The sequence below is a fragment of the Adhaeretor mobilis genome, from assembly GCF_007741515.1.
GTDB classification, from domain to species: domain Bacteria; phylum Planctomycetota; class Planctomycetia; order Pirellulales; family Lacipirellulaceae; genus Adhaeretor; species Adhaeretor mobilis.
Genome location: NZ_CP036263.1, coordinates 1,057,033 through 1,075,553, shown reverse-complemented (window position 1 = coordinate 1,075,553; position 18,521 = coordinate 1,057,033). Strand labels below are relative to the sequence as shown.

The window sequence follows — 18,521 nt, the reverse complement described above, 5'->3', positions numbered from 1 at the left end:
GCGCACCGGTATCGCTCCGGTACGAGCTACCCAATTATAGGCCCTGCAAGAGAGGGGGCAAAGTGAACCGGTTTCACCCAGATTCTGCGGGCTATTCGCCCGGCGCGCAGCGGGCTTGCCAGAAAAACCGGGGCAAGACACCACTCAGCGATAGGTCGCGGACGTCGCCATACGCAATTGCCCTGAGACGCCGTAGTGAAAGAAACCCTCGGCAGTCTGTTGCTCAGATGACATGCCGATCGGTCCGGCTAATTCCGCAGCAACGATGCGGCAGGTGCTGATTTCCATGGTCAGCTTGCCCTCCACCGACATCTCCATCGGAGACGTCTCGCTCGGCATGGTCTCGATCTTGGCCATAAACACAGCCAGCGGAAAACCACCCGCGGGTGCCGCCTTGAGTTCCGAGAGGGTGAGCTCGAATCGCTTGATTGCGCCGATGTCGTCGTTCATGCCGAACAAGCTCTTGGCGATCTCGCGCGGCACGAGTACGCGCTGCCCCACTTGCGGCTGAACTTTTAACAAGTGCCTGGCCAGCAGATTGGGTTTACCGAGGGTGGCGAGCGAATCGGCAACCAGCTTGTATTCTTCGACAGGCGGCAACTCTCCCGATGCATCAGTAATCTTCAGCTTCCCATCTACGCGAGTCACCAAATAGACTTTGCCTTCAATCGGTTGGGGGGCCAGCACATCGGCAACAGCAGACTCCGGATCTAACTCCTTGGGAACTTGCATACGCGAAAGGGGGAACTCCACGCGGGCGGCCTTGAAGTTCTCGCCCTCAACGGCCGTCACTTCAACAAGGCGTTGCTGCTGGCGGCGCATGGTCGTATCGCTCTCATGAGCCGTTTGCCCCGATTGGGTAATGAGTGTCTTAAGCTGCATCTCTACGCCAACTCGCTGCTGCACGCGATCTCCTATTCTTGCGGCACGTAAAGCAAAGCGAATCGGACGCTGTTGCGGCACTACCGAAGTAGCCGTCGCCGGTTGCACGGCACGGTCCTTAACCGGCTGGCTTTGCTGTGGGATCTGAGCAACCAGCGGCAAACACAGAGTCAGAGAGAACAGAAATCCAATGGAACTTCGCACAAACACGACACAACCTCGCTAAGACGATTCGATCAACATCGACAAAACTTCGCCGCAGTGCTTGCACCGCGATCTAGAGAGTCTCGCCACGAATGGTCGAAAGCTGCGTCATTATGGTCAAGAGCAAACCAGTTGCGCTAATAGCAATCGGCGCTAAGTCAATCAGCAAAGAGCATCGCATCCAATGCCGCCAGCGCCACCGCCCAAGAGTCGTTGCTTGATTGCACCACTTCCCACCACTGCAATAGCGTTCCAGCGGCGTTCTCACGCTTGGCAGCGGGCAAGTGCCACACTTCCAACGCCAGCTGCACGTGTTGCTCGTCCAGACGCGTGAGCTCCACTTCTTCGCCAGCTGCCAAGGCCGCCGGCAAGTTTGCTAGCGGTGCGATCACCGCTAGTCGAGAGGGCGACACTCGATCGGTAAAGCTGGGCAGGTCATAATTCAACTGCGCCAGCAGCCAAGCCAGTCGCACGACTTCGGGAATATTCGGCTCCGGATTCGTCAGCACCGCTTCGCAAACCAGTCGATTATTCCGCGAGTGTGCGGTGCCATGCCCACCAACATAGGGAGACACCAGCACCACCTCAGCAGACTCCGGCACCACGCCCGGATCGCTCATGCGTCCCAACGCTCTCAGCAAGCCGGGACCGCGTGATTCCCACTGCTCGCGCAACGGCCTTCCACGCACTGCCAGCTGATCGGCCACGTCGGGCTGAACACGAAGCAATGCTGCTTCCAGCCCCGCAACGTGCCCGGCCAAGCGAGACTTTGCTGACTCGCTTGTCGATGTTTGCCCCTTGAGCCGGGCGAGAGTGCGCTCTGCCAGCTGGCGATTATTCTCATAATCAGCCGACAGATTGCACAGTTCCAGCAGCACCTGCTCATCGGAAGCGCCAAAGCTAGCTAACTCCGCAGACAGTTGCGCAGCCGCAGGAGCAATTGCCACTGCTAGCTGATCGTCACAAGTCGGCAGGCCCTGTTGCTGGCAGTAAGCAGCATGCAAGCATGTCGTGGAAAGGCTGGTTCGCCATCGTAATTCGAATAGCATCGCGAATGTCCTCAGAAGAAACCGACCGGGAGATTACCTTCCGAAGAAGTGTAGCCGCTCTGGCGAGCGGGCGACACGCCTGCTATTCTCCCGCCCCCGTGAGGCTACCCTCCCGTCGATTCAATTTCCGTCAATGGGCGGATCCCGCTACGGTTCAACCTACCACCAACAGCTCCTTGCGAGTTACCCAGCATGATTGTTCTCCCAAACTTCCGCCAAAGCCGAGCCTTGTTGACTCGCTTGGTTTGCGTTGGATTCCTCATTCAGCTCACAGCTGATCTCTCTGCGCAGACTTCGCCCTACACGCAACAGCGGCGCGAAACTCAAGAAGCCGCGGCAGATCGGTACGCGGAAGCAGCAAATCAAACTCAGCGAGTAGCCCAGGCACCCGCAACGCGACCCAGGACCGCAGCCGATGCCGTCGATATTCGACCCGGAGCAGGCGCCTACCTAGCAGATCGCTCTTCAAGCACATCAAGAAACCAACGCTCACAACCGACCGGGCAACTCGGTCAGCCCATTGCACCAGGAAGCCAACTGCCTGGAAGCCAGCCGCAAGCAACGCAGCCGCCCGCTGCCAGCCAAGGTTTACCCGGCAGGCCGCGAACGCCTGCTCCGCCGTTTCAATTGAACGACGTCGAGCACCAGTTTGTCCGTCAGATTCTCGAAATGTGGGAAAATCGCAGCAACGACGTCAAGACTTTCAACAGCGACTTCGAACGCCTCGACTATAATCTTGCCTTCGGTCAAGCGGACCGCCCAATGACACGAAGCACGGGACAGCTTTCCTACTCCAAGCCAGATAAGGGCAGCTTCAAGATCAAGGAAATCAAACGCTGGGCTCCCAAAGATCCACAGAACTCCGCCAAAGACGCTCCCGGCGATTGGGTCGTGCAAAAGAACGAAATCGGCGAACACTGGGTCTGCGACGGTAAAGCCATTTACGAATACTTTCAACCTAAGAAGCAACTCCGCGTGCAACCCATTCCTCCGGAGATGCGCGGCGAATCAATCGTCAACGGACCGTTGCCCTTCCTATTCGGCGCGAAAGCCGATGACTTAGAGAAACGATACTGGATTCGCGCAAAAGAGTCTGACCCAGAGACCATTTGGCTCGAAGCTCACCCTCGCTGGCAAGCCGACGCCGCTAACTATCGTATGGTCGACATCATGCTCGACCGCAAGTCGATGCTACCCAAAGCCCTCCAAGTCCACGAACCGAATGGACAAAGTCGCTCGGTCTATATGTTTAACGACCCCACGGTCAACGGTACGCTCGATTCGCTGTTCGGCAACCTGTTCAGCGCCCCACGTACTCCGCTAGGTTGGAAACGCGTCGTCGAACACGCTCCAGTAGCACCGCAAGCATCGAATCAACAACCGCTGCAGCGCTAGGCCAATTCGCGAATCTCCCTGACGACGCCCTAGCCGCGAGTCAACCTACTTGCCGGTGCGCCAGCGCAATCGTCACAATCCGCTTCAATGAAGCGCCGCGTGAAGCGTTTCTAACCATCTGCGCCGCGAGCCAAGTCGCATCTTTCTGACGGGGTAGAGTTGAAGAGAAGGCTCCGGCGAGAGGTTCTCTCGCGGCTATTTTCTTTCGCTTACTCAGCACCGCTTAGAAATGTCCTCCCACGCAACGCTACCCGACTCTTCGGCCACAGAGGCCCCTGCTACGCTGCCACTGAAGACCCCCGTGAAGGCCAAGGTGCTGCACGTGGTCAACGGAGAGCATTTCTCTGGGGCTGAGCGTGTACAAGATCTGCTCGCCTTGAATCTTCCCGCGTGTGGGTACGAGGTGGGCTTCGCTTGCGTGAAGCCCGACCGCTTCCCCGGTTCGCGAGAGTCACTCGACACACCGCTCTACAAGCTGCCCATGAGCAGCCGCTTCGATTTTGCCTGCGGCCGTCGTTTGGCAACGCTGGTGCGGGACGAACAATACGCGTTAGTCCACGCCCACACGCCACGCTCGCTACTCGTTGGCGGAATTGCTGCGAAGCTAGCCGGTGTGCCGCTGATCTACCACGTTCACAGCCCGGCTGGTCGTGACTCCACTCGCAAGCTGGCTAACTTTGTGAATGCCTGGCTCGAACGCCGCTCCGCCCGCCGGGCCACTCGCTTGGTGGCAGTGTCGCCGAGTGTGCGACAATACATGATCGATGCCGGTTTTCCAGCCGAACAAGTGACCTACGTCCCTAACGGCGTACCGAAGATCGATGTGCTTCCCCGAGCCGCGAAGCCTGAAACTTGGACGCTCGGTATGGCGGCACTGTTCCGCCCTCGGAAGGGGGTAGAAGTATTGCTCGAAGCGCTAGCTTCAGTCCGCTCCACGGGCCTGGACATTCGCCTACGAGCCATCGGCCCGTTCGAAACGCCCGACTACGAGGCGGAAGTGAAAGCACTGGCCGAACAGCTTGGCGTGACTGATGCCATCCACTGGACCGGCTTCGTCACAGACATCCCGGCAGAACTTGCCTTGATCGACGTGAGCGTGCTGCCCAGTCTCTTCGGCGAAGGTCTACCGATGGTCGTTCTGGAAGCCATGGCCGCCGGCGTGCCTGTCATCGCTAGTCGCGTCGAGGGCGTGCCCGAGGCGATCCGCCACCGCCAGGATGGACTACTGGTCGAGCCGGGCAGCGTAAGCCAATTGGCCCTCGCCATCGAGGAGCTGGCTGGCAGTTCGCTCATTGCTCATCCCGAGCAACACCCGATCGACTACCCCGGCATGAGCGCCAATGCCCAGCAACGCCACGCGGAGTGCTTCTCCGCCGAAGCGATGGCTGGAAATCTGGCTCAAGTGTATGACGAAGTGCTAGGTCTCTAAGCCTGTCAGTTATACCTAAGTCGAGGACGCTTCTAATACCGTGAGAATCGGTTAGCCGCGACACTTCGTCCGACTTGAGGACTGCCTATTCTGGCGGCTTGCTCGGACAAGTGTCGGGGCCGATTGCGGCAAGAGGTCTGCAAACCTTGTACTCGACCCCCGTAGCCTCTTGTGCTGCGCACACCGACACTTCTCCCTTGCGACATTACGAGTAAGACAGAGCGAACTGAGGAGAAAGTGTCGGTGCTAACCAAAATATCGGACCTGCGTATAGACGACAGGGCTCTAGGCTTCGCCCTCCCCGAGCCGACAGGCGACAGTGTCTCGTCTCCCGAGCCGACAGGCGTTAGCCGTCGTATAGCACTCTCTAACGCTCTACCCGACGGCTTACGCCTGTCGGCTCGGGAGCGTTCTCTGACGGACTCAAATCGATCGCCTCTCTATCACCTGCAGGCCACCCTCGCGCGTGTAGCTCAGGCGGGATACATCTCGCAGGCAGTAGTCCAGTAGAACGCCAAACTGTCCGTCGGCAGAACACTGCACCAGCGCTTCCATGTGGCCATCCAGATCGTACACTTGCCACACGCTGCTACTGGAGGACTGCTTCTCATGCTGCTTTTCAATGAGCACGGCCACATTGCCCTGTTCCATGCGCACCACGTCAGCAATCCGCCGCCGCGGCCCAGCAGACACGCGCCGCCAGCGGCTCACCTGCACATACTCGACCTGGCCGGTTGCGTCACGCACGACCAGCGCACCGCAAGGATAGTTGGCCGGCAGAGCGTCGCCCTGCAGTGATCCTAACTGAGTATTCTGCAGAAACCGACGCTGCGGAGGAGCATTCTTTTCTTCGGCAGACAAACTCTGGGAAACTTCACTTCTCGATACCGATTTGATAGCAACCATTGGGATCTCTCCTAGTGAGTAGTTCAGGATTCAGCAGCCACGGGAGGGCCGCTTCTACAGAACTAAGCGGAGAGAACCTGCATGCGTTACCAAGAAAGTAGAAGTATTTCTGCCAAAGAATGGCCGGCCTCCGAGGGCCAATAGCCAATAGCCAACGGCCAACGGCCAACGGCCAACAGCCAAATAAGCGGGTGAAGGGAATCGAACCCTCGTCATCTGCTTGGGAAGCAGAAGCTTTACCATTAAGCTACACCCGCGATGAGCTTCTCCATTCTAGCTCGAAGCACTCGCATCACAATGCTACCCAAGAAAATCTCAGCGAGTCGCGATCCGGGCATCCTACACCGACGTCGCCCGCGGCTCCGTGTGCAACACATTGTTCGCCGACCTATCGCCGCAGGATCACGCGATGAATGGTCAGTTCTTTGTGTTTTGAGGCAACGCCTACGCGATCCATGATATCAGTTCCAACGGCGGCGCCATCAGCCATCTTGGCGATCTTCTTCGCGATGAATCCGGCAAGCCGATCATCGCAGTTCTGCAATTCTGCGATCGTTGATTCGCGAATCTTTTCTGTCAATTTGTCTAATGCAATCGGCTCGATGCTTTGAATGAATGCAATCTCAGTCGGTAGCCCTGAATCGAGGCCGACGAAGTAATGGACCGATTTGCGAACCCGTTTTCGTGGCTTTGCATCAAGCGGGGCAGGCACGACCCATTCACCGTCTGAAGCATAGTTGTTCTTTCCGATGTCGGCCCGTGCAACAAGCATTCGATTTGTCGTTTCGAAGTTGGATGCAAAATTGGGAGGGAGAAGCCAGCGGTTCTCATGATCCGCAGTGCTGGACTCTGATTCAGAGGACAAGTTAGAGTCCTGCAGATTGAGCACGACTTCGCAGTCACAAAACGCACCACGTTGTTCGAATGCGTCGAGCAAATCATCCCAGTCGATATTGTGTTCCCGAGACCATTGCGAAGCGAATCGGTGCGTGTGATCGCACCCGTCACGGCGTAAATGGCTGTCAACGAAGGCAACCATCCGACCGACGGTCAGTTCATCAAGGTCGAGCTTCATGATTTTCTAGTCGGCTAACGTAAAAGGCTCAGTTGCCGGCCGCCCGCGGGAGCGGGCGTTCAACCGACAACACATTCTACTCGCGGGCGTCGCCGGTCAACTGCAGCCGGTGGTTATGTTGCTTGATCGTGATGCGGGCTTGGCCCTATCCAAACCGTACCCTCTATGTAGTACAGGTTATTGCCGGCTTCGAGAACAGACGCGACGTTGGATTCGTCACTGGGATAGCAGAAGTCGGACCAGTAGCGCAGAAGGATATCCCATGTTGTTTCAACGGCGCACGACGCGTGCCAGAAGAAGTAGACAACGGATGAATCTGCGACCTGAACGTGTTTGCGAAAGACAGATGCGACACGTTGGTGTTCTTCGTCGCTGGACCAGTTGTCATCAGTCACCAAGAGCTGCGTCCCGAACTGGTCCCGATTAGGTGGAGCGGTTTTGAGCACGATTTCCATTAAGTGTTCGGCGGCGATAGTGACGTGCGTAGACCAAATGTGTCGTGCGGAGTCTTCGGCAAGCGGCCTGAATAAGGCTAGGTCGCTCGACTGTAAAACAGTCCATTTCGTGTCGTCTTCCGCGAAACGCCATTTGAGCGGAAAGTCGTTGATCGGCGTGTATGAGAGATGTTCCGTCATGGAGATAAGCGACGAAGGTTACTGCAACATAACGTAAAAGGCTCAGTTGCCGGCCGCCCGCGGAAAGCAAGCTCCAAACCGACAACAACATTCTACTCGCGGGCGCTGCCGGTCATCTGCAGCCGGTGGTTAGGTCGCCCGTCACCAATCAAACATCAAGGAAGCAAAAACGGCAGGTAGCAAGGCCAGGCCTGCAATCGAGAAGCCAATCATGACTCGCCGTTCGCCTATCTCAAGCCGTTTGCGGTATGCAAGCAGGTAAACCCCAAGTGCGACACCGGCATAAAGAGCGAGAAAGCCTGAACCTGGCATCAGCATCCGAGGGTCATCGTGTGGCCACGTTTTGGCAATCCAGGCGTACGCCCCGTATGACGCCGTTGCGTAGGCACACGGAATGAGCGCCGCAAAAAGCGGACTGAAAACTCGAGCTATCCGGAAGAGGCTCATGCGACCTAACGTAAATCGGCTCAGTTGCCGGCCGCCCGCGGAGTGCAGGCTCCAAACCGACAACAACATTATCAATCGCGGGCGCAGCCGGTCAACTGCAGCCGTTGGTGAGGGGGCATTTAGAGTGACTGACCGTTCAGTGCTTTTGCCTCTGCGATCAGGAAACTCAAGTTGAACTTGTAACTTGCTGAAGATTGGTGCGAGATCGTGTTCTTCCTCAACGAGTTGTCGAAATAACGCTTCGTATTCATCGAACTGATCTGGCTCAGCCATGACTGTGAACATGACCCGTTCGGACTTCTTGCCACGGCTGGATGACCATTGCAGCAAAGTCTCTTTGACGCTTCGGAAGTCTTCGAGCAATGCGTCGGCAGATTCAGGGGTAAGTACGAAAGCTATGCCAAAGCGTTTGCGGATAAAGCCTTGTGAGAATTCTAAGGCTTGCACGTTGCCCCCTAACGGCGAAGATCACCGAGCCGACGAGCAACGTAACTCACGAACGGTGTCCTAAAGATGTTGATTAGACAAAGTGATCGTCAATCTGTCAAAGTTATTCCAATCGAGTAATTGCTCAAAGCCAAACGCAGGGCGAAACCGGCTTCGTGTGCAATGCATTGTTATTCCGCGATTTGCCGCCACGAATTTTCGGGTTGCGTTTCGAGAATCAAGTGAGGACCGTCAATTTCGTGGACGATCGTAGCAGGATAAACGTCCAATATTTGATCCAAGCATCGTTGCGGGATCAATCGGTCGCTAGTTGGACGTATGTATGACAAATGGCAGTTCAATCCCGATAATTCTTCCGTGACATCCACGTTTTGAACGAGCCTGAGACGGTGACGCAGGGTCGCCGGAGCGCTTTGCCGCACAGCAGACCTTAGAACTGGAATCAAGGATTTGCATCTTCCTACAAAAAAGTGTTTCGCCACAGACGATGGCATCGGGAGTTGAAAGATCATCGACCAGGGCAGTATTGATGCAATTCGCGGAACGGGTGATGTTGCGAAACTGGCGACGAGCGTCAATCTATTGACGATCTCTGGGTACCGGGCCGCCAATAAGATACCGATCGGTCCTGAAAATGACTCAGCGATAATGTGGCATTTGGATAAGTCGCGAATCACCGGAGAAAAATGGACAGCAAGCTCGGGGTATCCCATGGTGTCGTCGTCGGGAAGAGTTTCGACTGTGGCATTTCCGTCGTTCGCGCACAGCTGGCGAAACTGGCCAAGCATGAGATCGCTGCCGTCCAGCCCCGGCAATATCAATATTGGGGCGTCGGCCATGTCACACAACGCCTGAGTTAAGCGGAATAACGATTAAAATCACCGGGTTGCCGCCAGCAACATTGATTTCAGATTCGACCCGGTCGGCAACTCCGGTGAATTTTTTTGTTATCCGACGTTTTGCCGGATGTACGAATCAATCGCGGAAACAGCACCAACTGCGTGATGTCCCCAATGGTCACGATACGAGTCCCGCCAATAGTTCACAGCATGAATTGTGGCGCCCGCATCATGCGCCTGCAATCCGTGCCATAGGTCGCCGTAAATATCAGCGAGATCATCACATACATCGCCAACGACTGTCGATTCATCTTCCAACTCAAGTGGATTGAAAACCATTCGGTAGTACTGAAGAGGAAAATCGGCAAGGCGCGAAACGTCCTCTGTCCATCCATCATGGCCTCGGCGTGGGAATTCAATGTCGTTGCTGTCGTCAGCCCCATTCACGATGAGATAGGGCACACCTTGCATCAATGCGAGCAGCGTCTGACGTAGGGTGCCAAGGTCATGGCGATCAGACTCAATCAATTCGCAATAAGTGCGGGCGTTGTCGATAAATGCTTCAATGGCAAGCGACATACTTTAAGTCGGATCACGTCTGCGTTCACCGGGCCGCGGCGAACGACTTTGATTTCAGAAACCGAGCGGCCCGCGGCTCCGTGTGCAACGCTTTGTCCTGCTGCTATTCTCCGCGCAGGTCTCCAGCACCGCTAAGTATATCACCAAGACCAGTGGTAATCGAAACCACGGCACCTACGCTTGCCATATGCGGTGGAACAATTCCATTCCAGAATCCGCCCAAAAGCGTTGCGTCAACAATGGTAAATGCAGAGCCCTTACAAATGGCGCCCAAGCCTTTTAGCCATTTGCGTTTCTGTTTCGTCGGTGCGATCGACTCTTCACCATCTTTGTTCTTGCATCGTGATTCGAGTATTTCGATGGACGATTCAATTGAATGCGAGAAATCGAGATGCCATCTGTCATTTGAGTTTGAAGCGGAGAATTTCGCATCCAGTTTCTTGGATCGGCGAACCATCAATACGAGCTCTTGTTCAGGCGAGTCGTATCCGAGGTCGCGAAGCAGTTGCACGTCAATCTCGGGAAAGTCGGCAGCCTCCATGCGGTCAACAATCTCGGAGTGATATTGCCTTATTTCGTCGGCAATTCCGGTTTGAACAATCCAACGATCAACGACACGAAGCCCATGAATCAAGTCATGCAAGAGGCGGTTGAGATGCTTTGCTGAGAATATCTCGGTGAGGTCTTGATCGTCTCGTATCTCCGACTCGATATAGCGGATCGTCTTCATCGCCCGGATTAGGCTTTGAATCGGCATTTCGTGCTTGAGTTCAAGCGGGTGCAGTCGATCCAGTATGCGTTCCAGTCGAGGCGCAACCGATTCACGACAAATGTGATCGACGAGAGCTTGCCAGTCTTTCTTTTTCATGTGGTGTCAATCTTTGTTGCAACATAACGTCCGTGATCACCGAGTCGCCGGAGTGATCTCAACTTCAATTCCCGCACCGTCGGCGACTTCGGTGCATCACATTGTTATGCCACCTTTGAGTCATTCCACTGTTTGATTCGGTCGCAGATACTAGTTAATTGAGACCTCAGATCGAGTATATCCAAACTATCGTTCGCTGTCATGGAAGGAACGATTCGTTCCGCAAACAATGGCTTTTGCCTTAAGAATCGTTTTCCCTCGCCGTCATCGAGCCCATCAAGGTAATCAGAAAATGCTGCGTACTGGTCGACTTGGGGCGCATCGGTTCTGTTGAGAATTGCATTGATGTCGATTGACGAGATGTAATTTTCGATTTCACGGCCCTTGGTCACCCAAGCAATTCCATCAGACGATTCGATTTCTTCCACAATTCGCTTTTTTGTATCGTTTATTCGTGATTGCTGAGCCCGTTTATCACTATCAATTATGATTATCGCTCTGCGGTTGGCTCGCAAAATTTCGATACCATGAGTCGAATCTGGTTCGCTTGCGGTAAGGTGCGACAGTAGCCTGCCACCGTAGAAAACGCATTGATAGTGGAGTCCTTCACGTAATTCGTCGTCCGACGCAAGCGAAATCCATCGGTTGACATAAATTCGGTCGGATGGACCCTCGACCCATATGATGCAATTTGATTGAAGCAGTTCACTAGCTCGGACGTCTAAATCGTCAAGTATCCCATTGTTGTCGATGTAAGTGGTCGCAGTTCTGCAGGTCGCAACGGTTCCATCGTGTGTCACATGAACGAGTTGTGCATTCTCGTCCTTACCAAAAAAGTCAATTGCAACATTGGAATGAGTAGTTAGAAACATCAGCGGCCCGTCGTCCATCGACAAGGAAAAAAGATAATTCAAAAACCGCCTTAGAAGCGCGGGATGTAGATTATTCTCCAATTCCTCAAAACCGAACACAAATTGATCGAGGTCTTTGTTGTAGATGTGTGGTCCTAGGACAATGTGGACAAGCACAATAATTACCGTTTTTAACCCACTCCCCGACTGAGACAACGGAATTCTTCCCTTTGATTCTTCCTGCAGGTATATCTCCCATTCACCCGTGCCTAGTTGTTGGCAAACAATGTCAGTGAAATGTGCGTCGGGATCAAAAACTTGATTGAGGTGTTGAAGCAATTCAGATTCGACCAATTCGCTAGGAAGGTTTGCTTTGTTGATATAACCCTGAATTGCATCTGTTACACCTGAACCATTTCCTAAGACATCAAAACTCGCTCCGGAATCCTGTTCGGGTACGATGTCTCGTTCGGCAGCAATTCGGCAAAACTGGAGGCCGTTGAACGGACGAGGCATTGCATTTGCCAAGTTTTTCTTAAGGCCCTCGCTATCTCGAAGTCGTTCAAAAGGGTTCGATCCACTTGGAGATGGTCCAATATCCACGAAAGGGTTGTTCGTATCGTTAATTCGATAGGTTATTTGCGAACCAACAATTTGCACACCGAACTGCCAGTGATTGCCAGGAATTGCGCCACCGCTAGTGTTATCGCGAAAGACTCTACGGGCAATTTCTTCAGTTACTGCGCCGCTTGCGATTAGTTCCGGCGATTGTCCGGCGTGATACAGATTTGTTGTGAATTCATATTTGCCCGTGATTAACAACGGAAACAAATCTAGAAGCGATGACTTTCCTGAGTTGTTGCGTCCAATTATGACATTGAATGACTTGAATTCGTCGAAGCCTTGGAGTTCCGTGCCAAAGCATTTGAAGTTACGAACTTTGATTGAGACTTGTGGAGCTTCCATGCGACGATTCAGATTCTACTTTGGTGGCATAACAATAAATGGACAGATACGATTCTGTATATCCAAATAAGTTATCAGGTTTGTTGGTGATCGCAAACTGTTACCCCATCACGATTAAAGATGATATTGCCTTGTAGTCGCCTGGATTATACAGAATTGCGTGAAAATGCCCTCGGTAAGAAAGCCCGACCGCTCGAAACGCCCACAGTGAAGTCGGGTGCATTCCCTGCCGGCACTGGTACAATCGCCGAACGTCATGGGGCGCATCTTCCGCGAGAGGCTCCCATGCATCTGGGCACGTGTGTGGCAAATATTTATGGCAGAACCTAGAAACCACTAAGGGCACGAAGAACACAAAGAATTTGTCTGAATGGTTTAGCCTTTACCCCTGAAAGATGAGATTCGTTTTTTCTTTACAGCTATTTTCTTTTGGCTGCTTTCTATCGCGACACACAAATTATATTTAGTCAGGGTAGAGCTTTTCAGCGAAGGGATTCCGTTTCCATGGCGTTCTTAGTGCTCTTGGTGGTAATAGCACTGCCAAAACGATTGCCAGACACCTGGGCACCCGCTCCTTGATCTTGACCATTTGTTGGGCAGAATAAGCACTCAACCGCTCATCCATTGAGCGTGCATCCAACGACCGAACCGACGGATCTGCTCGTCGATTCTTGCAAGGGGAGTAACATCGTGCCTTGTGGCGGCAAGGCATGGAAATTGCAGACTAGAGAGCCTCGGCAGGATCAACTTTATCGCAGGAGCATTAATGAAGCCACCAAGCTACTACCGCCACACCAAGATCATCGCCACGATCGGTCCGGCAACGGAATCACCTGAACGGCTTGAGCAACTCATTGTCGCGGGGGTCGATATCTTGCGCCTGAACATGGCGCACGCTTCCCGTGATTGGGTGTTACAGATCCTCGAACGCATTCGTACGACGTCCCGCAAGCTCGGCCGCCAGGTCGCGGTCATGATGGACATTAAGGGGCCGGAGATACGCACCGGCGACGTCGATGGCATCATTGACTTGACAGCTGGTGACCAGATCGAGTTGTGCACGCCCGATGACACGCGAAGTCCATCCGACATGTTGCGCGTGTCGGTCAACTACGATGGGCTCTCAAGAGATGTCGACATCGGGCAGACCGTGCTCGTCGATAGCGGTCTACTGCGACTCAGGGTTGTTGAAAAGGAGGATGCGTTCGTTCGGTGCGAGGTTTTAGCCGACGGCAAGCTCTCCTCACGCCGCCACATCAACCTCCCGGGCGTCCAGGTGAACCTCCCTTCACTCACCGAGAAAGACTACGCTGATCTCGCCACGGGCGTCGAGGCCGGAATCGACTTAGTCGCACTATCCTTCGTTCGTCGAGCGAGCGACGTCGACGAACTGCGCGAGCACTTACAAAGCCTAGGCTCTACGGCGCGGGTCGTCTCTAAAATCGAAGAACAAGCGGGCGTGCGTAACGCGATACCGATCATCAAAGCGTCAGACGCGATCATGGTCGCCCGCGGCGATTTGGGAATCGAGATCGAGTACCATCAACTTCCACTGGTGCAGACAGAACTCGTCAAGGCCTGCCAAGCGGAAGGCAAGCCGGTGATTATTGCGACCCATTTACTCGAGTCGATGATTTCAGCGGCTATACCGACGCGAGCTGAGGTATCCGATATCTCCAACGCGGTGCGTGAGCAAGCAGACGCCATCATGCTATCTGGTGAAACGACGACCGGATTGTTCCCGCTCGAATCGGTGGAAGTCTTCAAGAATGTCATCCAGAGCATCGAGCCGACGGTCGACAAGAAGCTGAACTCCACGATAGTGCTGCGAGAGCCGAAAGCCAAAATGCTTAGGTCCGCGGCCACGTTGGCGCAAGACCTCGGTCAGTCGGGTATTATCGTATTCACACGCAGCGGCTTCCTCGCGTACGTGCTCGCCGCGTTGCGTCCACGCGGAGTCCCGATCTTTGCGTTCACCGACGATGAGGAAAACTTCCGTCAACTCCTCCTGCCCTGGGGAGTCGAGCCGTTCCTGATGGACTTCTCCGACGACCCCGAAGAGACGATCAAGGACGCACTTGCTTACCTGAAGCGGAGACAATGGTGCGACGGAGGCGAGTGGATGGTGGTCATTACCAACGTCTTGGCCGGCGAGACCGTTATCGATTCGATGCAGCTACGGCAAGTGACATGACAGACTACGGCGTTTGGTAGACACACCCCTTAAGGACCAGTCGACTCGGTGCGATGCGGTACGTACAACAAACTTACAACTGCCCCCTGGCGAGTTATTTGCTCGCAACTAGCAGATCGAGCCGCTCACGAAGTTGCTCAAGTCGCTCTTGAGCTTCACCGTCGAAGGGGCGTAGGAAGTCGCCGTCCGCAGAGCGTTCCGACCGGTCGAGCCGCTTCTGCACACGAGCGACAACTGGCTCTAAAGAACGAGGAGTCGCAAGAAACATGCGCTGGCGGTCACTGAGTAAATCGTAGTAAAGCGATACGAATTGGCGTTGGGAGTCGAGTTGCTCGAGCGATTCGACCAGTGTCACGAGTTCTTGCGAATCGTCGGCCGAGTGATTCACCAGCGCCGCTTCAATCTCAGCGAGTCCCTCGTGGTAGCCGGCGATGCGAGCGCTGAGCTCGCGCAGATTGAAATCGACGGCAGGCTCACCGAGCGTGCGATGGCGTACGATGACGCTTTTCTGTGTGAGCTCAGCCTGGGTTTGCCCAGGCCGGGCTTCGTCAAACTCAGGCTCCTGGAACAAGTTCTCGTGTTCCCGATCTTCGTTCCATTCGCGTGCCGCAACGTACTCGACTTGCACATCACTTTCAGCCTCATCATCGGCTGCAACTTCAATCTCCGACAGTGGCAGCATGGCTAAGTCGGGTTTGTAAGTAGGAGTTGTGTTCGTGTCGAAACGGCTTGGCTCGTCGGTCAGGATATCCGTGGGTGGAGTCGTGGTCTTCGACTCGACGATCTTTGTCTGAGCGACATTCAACGGAGCGACGGGCCTCGTCTCAAATATTGGCGTTTCTGGTAGCGGACGATTCGAGCCTGGCATCGAGCGGGCCATCGCATCGCGAATCCAGCGAGCCAGCTTCTCATCGCGCTCGGCCGATGGCGTGGCTTGCTGCCACTTCTGCAGCACGCCATTGAACTGCTCGACGCGTTGCTCCAACAGCGGAGTGTCGTGGCGATACGCCAGATCAAGCTGTGTCATGAGTTCCGACTCGAGCTGTACCAGTCCGCCAGTCGGCTCGTTGTTGAGCTGCTGGGCAGTCACGGCAACGCCGAGGATGCCCACGGCAAACAGGGTGCTTACGATCGCGGTAACGCGTTCGCTGGTAGACGAGTCGTGGAGGAAGTTGAGTTTCATCATTTCGATTCCTTGAGCCCGCTTGAAAAACAAAGCGGTAGACTTAAGTTTGGCTGAATTAAGTGCGTAGTGCCAATTAAACCGCGTAGCTATGTGTGTCGCCTAAAGCGTAGAATCGTATGCTCGGAAGTCAAAATCTCCTTGCTCACTCGGAACCAAATGCTTACTGATCTTGCTAAGCCGCTGCTGTTAGTGACGGTTGTACTCGTTCTGCCGTTGGTGGTGCTGGCCGTGTGGGGAGAGTCCTTTAGCGACCAACTGGTCCGTTGGCAGGAGTCGCCACCATCGGCCGGCATACTGGCCGCGGCAATCGTGGCGCTCTTGGCCAGTGATGTGTTCCTGCCGATCCCTTCGGGGCCGATCTGCACACTGGCCGGGAGCACGCTGGGAATCTGGCTCGGCGCGCTCGTGAGTTGCATCGGAATGACAATTGGTGCAACTATTGCCTTCGCGCTTGCTCGCCGCTGGGGCAGACCCTTGGCCGTGCGATTTTCCTCTGCCGAACGAGTCACAGAGTTAGAAGATGCGTGCCGCCAACACGGCCCAGCGATGCTGGCGATCACGCGACCGTTGCCCGTGCTAGCCGAAGCGTGCGCCCTGCTCGTCGGCGCGTTGCAAATGCCTTGGCGAAATTTCCTGGCGACCACCCTACTCTGCAACGGCGTGCTGTCGCTCGGCTACGCGGCCCTTGGGCAACAAGCAACCACACAAGGTTGGTTGCCGGCGGCCTTGTGCATTTCGATTACGTTACCGCTCCTGGGGACTTGGGCATGGCAGCGACGCTCCGCAAGTTAGCCAACCCAAAACGCGTTCGTTAGCCGACGAGCTTGCTCGCCGTGGAGTCTCTAGCTCAAACCCGCGCGGAGCAAGCTCAGCGGCGAAATACTCAAGAAAATGGCGTCGCTAAACGCGCGGTCCTGCCTTGCACACTTCCTCCGAGGCGTCGCCCGCGTACATCTTGAAATTCTCCGCAAACAACCCTGCCAGCTTATTCGCCGTGGCATCGAACGCTTTGGTATCGACCCACATGTTGCGGGGCACCAGGATCGCGTTGGGCAAGTTCTCGCACTCTAGCGGTATTTCAAGACCAAATACAGGGTCGGTGGTCGTTTCGGCGGCGTCAAGCGTACCGTCGTGGATCGCGTCGATGATCGCGCGGGTATGCTGCAGGCTAATGCGTCCGCCCACGCCGTAAACACCGCCGCTCCAGCCGGTGTTCACCAGCCAGGCTTTTGCACCATGACGACGCATCTTCTCGGCCAAGAGTTCCGCATAGCGTGCCGGATGGAGCACCAGGAAGGGTGCTCCAAAGCAGGCTGAGAACGTCGCCTCTGGCTCGGTGACGCCCACTTCGGTCCCGGCCACCTTGGCGGTGTACCCACTGATAAAGTGATACATCGCTTGCTCGGGGGTGAGCTTGCTGACCGGCGGCAGCACACCAAAGGCGTCGCAAGTGAGGAATATCACATCCCGTGGGTGATCGCCGACGCAAGGGATCTTTGAATGGGAAATGTAATCGATCGGATAGCTGGCCCGCGTGTTTTCGGTGATCGATATATTCTTGAAATCGACCACGTGTGTTTCAGGGTCTTGCACCGTGTTTTCTAATACGGTACCGAAGCGAATGGCATCGTAAATTTCCGGCTCGTTCCGTTTGGAAAGATTGATCGTCTTCGCGTAACAGCCCCCTTCGATATTGAAGATGCCGCGATCACTCCAGCAGTGCTCATCATCGCCAATGAGGTCGCGATTCTTGTCGGCCGAGAGCGTCGTCTTTCCCGTGCCAGAGAGCCCAAAATAGAGCGACACGTCGCCCCCCGCTCCCTCGTTAGCAGAGCAATGCATTGAGAGAATGCCTCGCTTTGGCATTAGGTAGTGCATGATCGTGAACACTCCCTTTTTCATCTCGCCAGCGTACTCGGTGCCTAGGATCACGAACTCCCCCGAGGCAAAGTTCAGGGCGACGCTCGTTTCCGAAGTCACACCCTCAACACTGGGGTCGGCCGGTTGACGGCCGGCGTTATAGATCACGTAGTCAGGCTCGCCAAAGTCGGCCAGTTCTTCTGCAGTAGGGCGGATGAGCATGTTGTGCATGAACAACGCATGATAGGCCCGCGTGCAGATTACCCGCACTTTGATCCGGCATTCGGGGTCCCAACCGGCGTAGCCGTCGAACACATGCACGCGTTCGCACGTGTTGAAGTAGTCGATTGCGATCTGCTTGTTCTGCTCAAACGAGTCTGGTGGGAGCGGCGTGTTCACCGGCCCCCACCACACATCCCCCTGGCTTTCAGGCTCCTCAACAATGCGTTTGTCCGCTGGGCTGCGGCCACATTTTTCGCCAGAGTCTGCGGCCAGAGCCCCCGAAGCAGCGATGGTCGACCCATCGTGCAAGATGCCCTCCTCGTAAAGCCGCGCCGTGGTGGCATTGCGAAGAACGTCGGTAGTGGTGATGCCGTAACTGCTCAAATCCATTCGGGGCATGGGAAGATTCCGTCGCTTATGATTGTTCTCGAAAGTGTACTCACTCGTACTGTTAGTAAACCAGATTTCTTAGGAGACTTAAATAGCC

16 protein-coding genes and 1 tRNA gene are annotated in these 18,521 nt (G+C 55.0%); 4 read left to right on the top strand and 13 right to left on the bottom strand.

Annotated elements, in window-relative coordinates; genetic code table 11:
• Positions 1–144: 144 nt before the first annotated feature.
• The gene (locus tag HG15A2_RS04205) at positions 145–1,086 is read right to left on the bottom strand and encodes a hypothetical protein (protein ID WP_145058150.1); all 942 of its coding nucleotides are present in this window, start codon (positions 1,084–1,086) and stop codon (positions 145–147) included.
• Positions 1,087–1,244: 158 nt separating this feature from the next.
• Positions 1,245–2,135 (bottom strand): hypothetical protein, encoded by an 891-nt coding sequence (locus HG15A2_RS04200; protein WP_145058147.1) that lies wholly within the window; start codon positions 2,133–2,135, stop codon positions 1,245–1,247.
• Between the two features lie 192 nt (positions 2,136–2,327).
• Between HG15A2_RS04200 and HG15A2_RS04195 the strand changes: the two genes are divergently transcribed.
• A complete protein-coding gene (locus tag HG15A2_RS04195) occupies positions 2,328–3,530 on the top strand; it encodes a TIGR03009 domain-containing protein (RefSeq protein WP_145058145.1) in 1,203 nt (400 codons plus the stop codon).
• 229 nt (positions 3,531–3,759) lie between these two features.
• A complete protein-coding gene (locus tag HG15A2_RS04190) occupies positions 3,760–4,959 on the top strand; it encodes a glycosyltransferase family 4 protein (protein ID WP_145058143.1) in 1,200 nt (399 codons plus the stop codon).
• A gap of 423 nt (positions 4,960–5,382) precedes the next feature.
• On the opposite strand, the gene HG15A2_RS04185 is transcribed toward HG15A2_RS04190, so the two are convergent.
• The 9 genes from HG15A2_RS04185 to HG15A2_RS04145 all read right to left on the bottom strand — a co-directional run bounded on the left by HG15A2_RS04185 (position 5,383) and on the right by HG15A2_RS04145 (position 12,572).
• Positions 5,383–5,865 carry a hypothetical protein gene (locus HG15A2_RS04185; protein ID WP_145058141.1) on the bottom strand — a complete coding sequence of 161 codons (483 nt, stop codon included), beginning with the start codon at positions 5,863–5,865 and terminating at the stop codon, positions 5,383–5,385.
• A 186-nt stretch (positions 5,866–6,051) separates the two neighbouring features.
• Positions 6,052–6,122, bottom strand: a tRNA-Gly gene (locus tag HG15A2_RS04180).
• Positions 6,123–6,253: 131 nt separating this feature from the next.
• Positions 6,254–6,940, bottom strand: coding sequence for a DUF2695 domain-containing protein (locus HG15A2_RS04175; protein WP_145058139.1), 687 nt, complete (start codon positions 6,938–6,940; stop codon positions 6,254–6,256).
• A gap of 113 nt (positions 6,941–7,053) precedes the next feature.
• Positions 7,054–7,575, bottom strand: a complete 522-nt coding sequence (locus HG15A2_RS04170) for a DUF2947 family protein (RefSeq protein WP_145058137.1) — start codon at positions 7,573–7,575, stop codon at positions 7,054–7,056.
• 141 nt (positions 7,576–7,716) lie between these two features.
• Entirely contained in the window at positions 7,717–8,469 is a 753-nt protein-coding gene (locus HG15A2_RS04165; protein WP_145058135.1) for a hypothetical protein, read from the bottom strand.
• A gap of 170 nt (positions 8,470–8,639) precedes the next feature.
• Positions 8,640–9,308, bottom strand: coding sequence for an alpha/beta fold hydrolase (locus HG15A2_RS04160; protein WP_145058133.1), 669 nt, complete (start codon positions 9,306–9,308; stop codon positions 8,640–8,642).
• A gap of 108 nt (positions 9,309–9,416) precedes the next feature.
• A complete protein-coding gene (locus tag HG15A2_RS04155; RefSeq protein ID WP_145058131.1) occupies positions 9,417–9,887 on the bottom strand; it encodes a DUF5063 domain-containing protein in 471 nt (156 codons plus the stop codon).
• Positions 9,888–9,990: 103 nt separating this feature from the next.
• Entirely contained in the window at positions 9,991–10,755 is a 765-nt protein-coding gene (locus HG15A2_RS04150; protein WP_145058129.1) for a hypothetical protein, read from the bottom strand.
• A 104-nt stretch (positions 10,756–10,859) separates the two neighbouring features.
• Positions 10,860–12,572, bottom strand: coding sequence for an ATP-dependent nuclease (locus HG15A2_RS04145; protein WP_145058127.1), 1,713 nt, complete (start codon positions 12,570–12,572; stop codon positions 10,860–10,862).
• Positions 12,573–13,338: 766 nt separating this feature from the next.
• Here HG15A2_RS04145 and pyk point away from each other — a divergent pair.
• Complete coding sequence (gene pyk, locus HG15A2_RS04140) at positions 13,339–14,766, top strand: pyruvate kinase (protein WP_145058125.1); 1,428 nt, start codon at positions 13,339–13,341, stop codon at positions 14,764–14,766.
• 94 nt (positions 14,767–14,860) lie between these two features.
• On the opposite strand, the gene HG15A2_RS04135 is transcribed toward pyk, so the two are convergent.
• Positions 14,861–15,952: a hypothetical protein gene (locus tag HG15A2_RS04135; RefSeq protein WP_218932314.1), complete on the bottom strand. Its 1,092-nt coding sequence runs from the start codon at positions 15,950–15,952 to the stop codon at positions 14,861–14,863.
• Between the two features lie 156 nt (positions 15,953–16,108).
• Here HG15A2_RS04135 and HG15A2_RS04130 point away from each other — a divergent pair, with 156 nt between their 5' ends.
• Positions 16,109–16,744: a TVP38/TMEM64 family protein gene (locus tag HG15A2_RS04130; protein ID WP_145058121.1), complete on the top strand. Its 636-nt coding sequence runs from the start codon at positions 16,109–16,111 to the stop codon at positions 16,742–16,744.
• Positions 16,745–16,852: 108 nt separating this feature from the next.
• Here the strand turns inward: HG15A2_RS04130 and pckA are convergent, their stop codons facing one another.
• Complete coding sequence (gene pckA, locus HG15A2_RS04125; protein WP_145058119.1) at positions 16,853–18,433, bottom strand: phosphoenolpyruvate carboxykinase (ATP); 1,581 nt, start codon at positions 18,431–18,433, stop codon at positions 16,853–16,855.
• Positions 18,434–18,521 lie beyond the last annotated feature (88 nt).

Coding starts and splice junctions, on each gene's coding strand:
- HG15A2_RS04155 (WP_145058131.1), bottom strand. CDS start 9,887: ATGTCGCTTGCCATTGAAGCATTTATCGACAACGCCCGCACTTATTGC.
- HG15A2_RS04195 (WP_145058145.1), top strand. CDS start 2,328: ATGATTGTTCTCCCAAACTTCCGCCAAAGCCGAGCCTTGTTGACTCGC.
- HG15A2_RS04135 (WP_218932314.1), bottom strand. CDS start 15,952: ATGATGAAACTCAACTTCCTCCACGACTCGTCTACCAGCGAACGCGTT.
- HG15A2_RS04170 (WP_145058137.1), bottom strand. CDS start 7,575: ATGACGGAACATCTCTCATACACGCCGATCAACGACTTTCCGCTCAAA.
- HG15A2_RS04150 (WP_145058129.1), bottom strand. CDS start 10,755: ATGAAAAAGAAAGACTGGCAAGCTCTCGTCGATCACATTTGTCGTGAA.
- HG15A2_RS04175 (WP_145058139.1), bottom strand. CDS start 6,940: ATGAAGCTCGACCTTGATGAACTGACCGTCGGTCGGATGGTTGCCTTC.
- HG15A2_RS04190 (WP_145058143.1), top strand. CDS start 3,760: ATGTCCTCCCACGCAACGCTACCCGACTCTTCGGCCACAGAGGCCCCT.
- HG15A2_RS04185 (WP_145058141.1), bottom strand. CDS start 5,865: ATGGTTGCTATCAAATCGGTATCGAGAAGTGAAGTTTCCCAGAGTTTG.
- HG15A2_RS04145 (WP_145058127.1), bottom strand. CDS start 12,572: ATGGAAGCTCCACAAGTCTCAATCAAAGTTCGTAACTTCAAATGCTTT.
- HG15A2_RS04160 (WP_145058133.1), bottom strand. CDS start 9,308: ATGGCCGACGCCCCAATATTGATATTGCCGGGGCTGGACGGCAGCGAT.
- pyk (WP_145058125.1), top strand. CDS start 13,339: ATGAAGCCACCAAGCTACTACCGCCACACCAAGATCATCGCCACGATC.
- HG15A2_RS04130 (WP_145058121.1), top strand. CDS start 16,109: ATGCTTACTGATCTTGCTAAGCCGCTGCTGTTAGTGACGGTTGTACTC.
- HG15A2_RS04200 (WP_145058147.1), bottom strand. CDS start 2,135: ATGCTATTCGAATTACGATGGCGAACCAGCCTTTCCACGACATGCTTG.
- pckA (WP_145058119.1), bottom strand. CDS start 18,433: ATGCCCCGAATGGATTTGAGCAGTTACGGCATCACCACTACCGACGTT.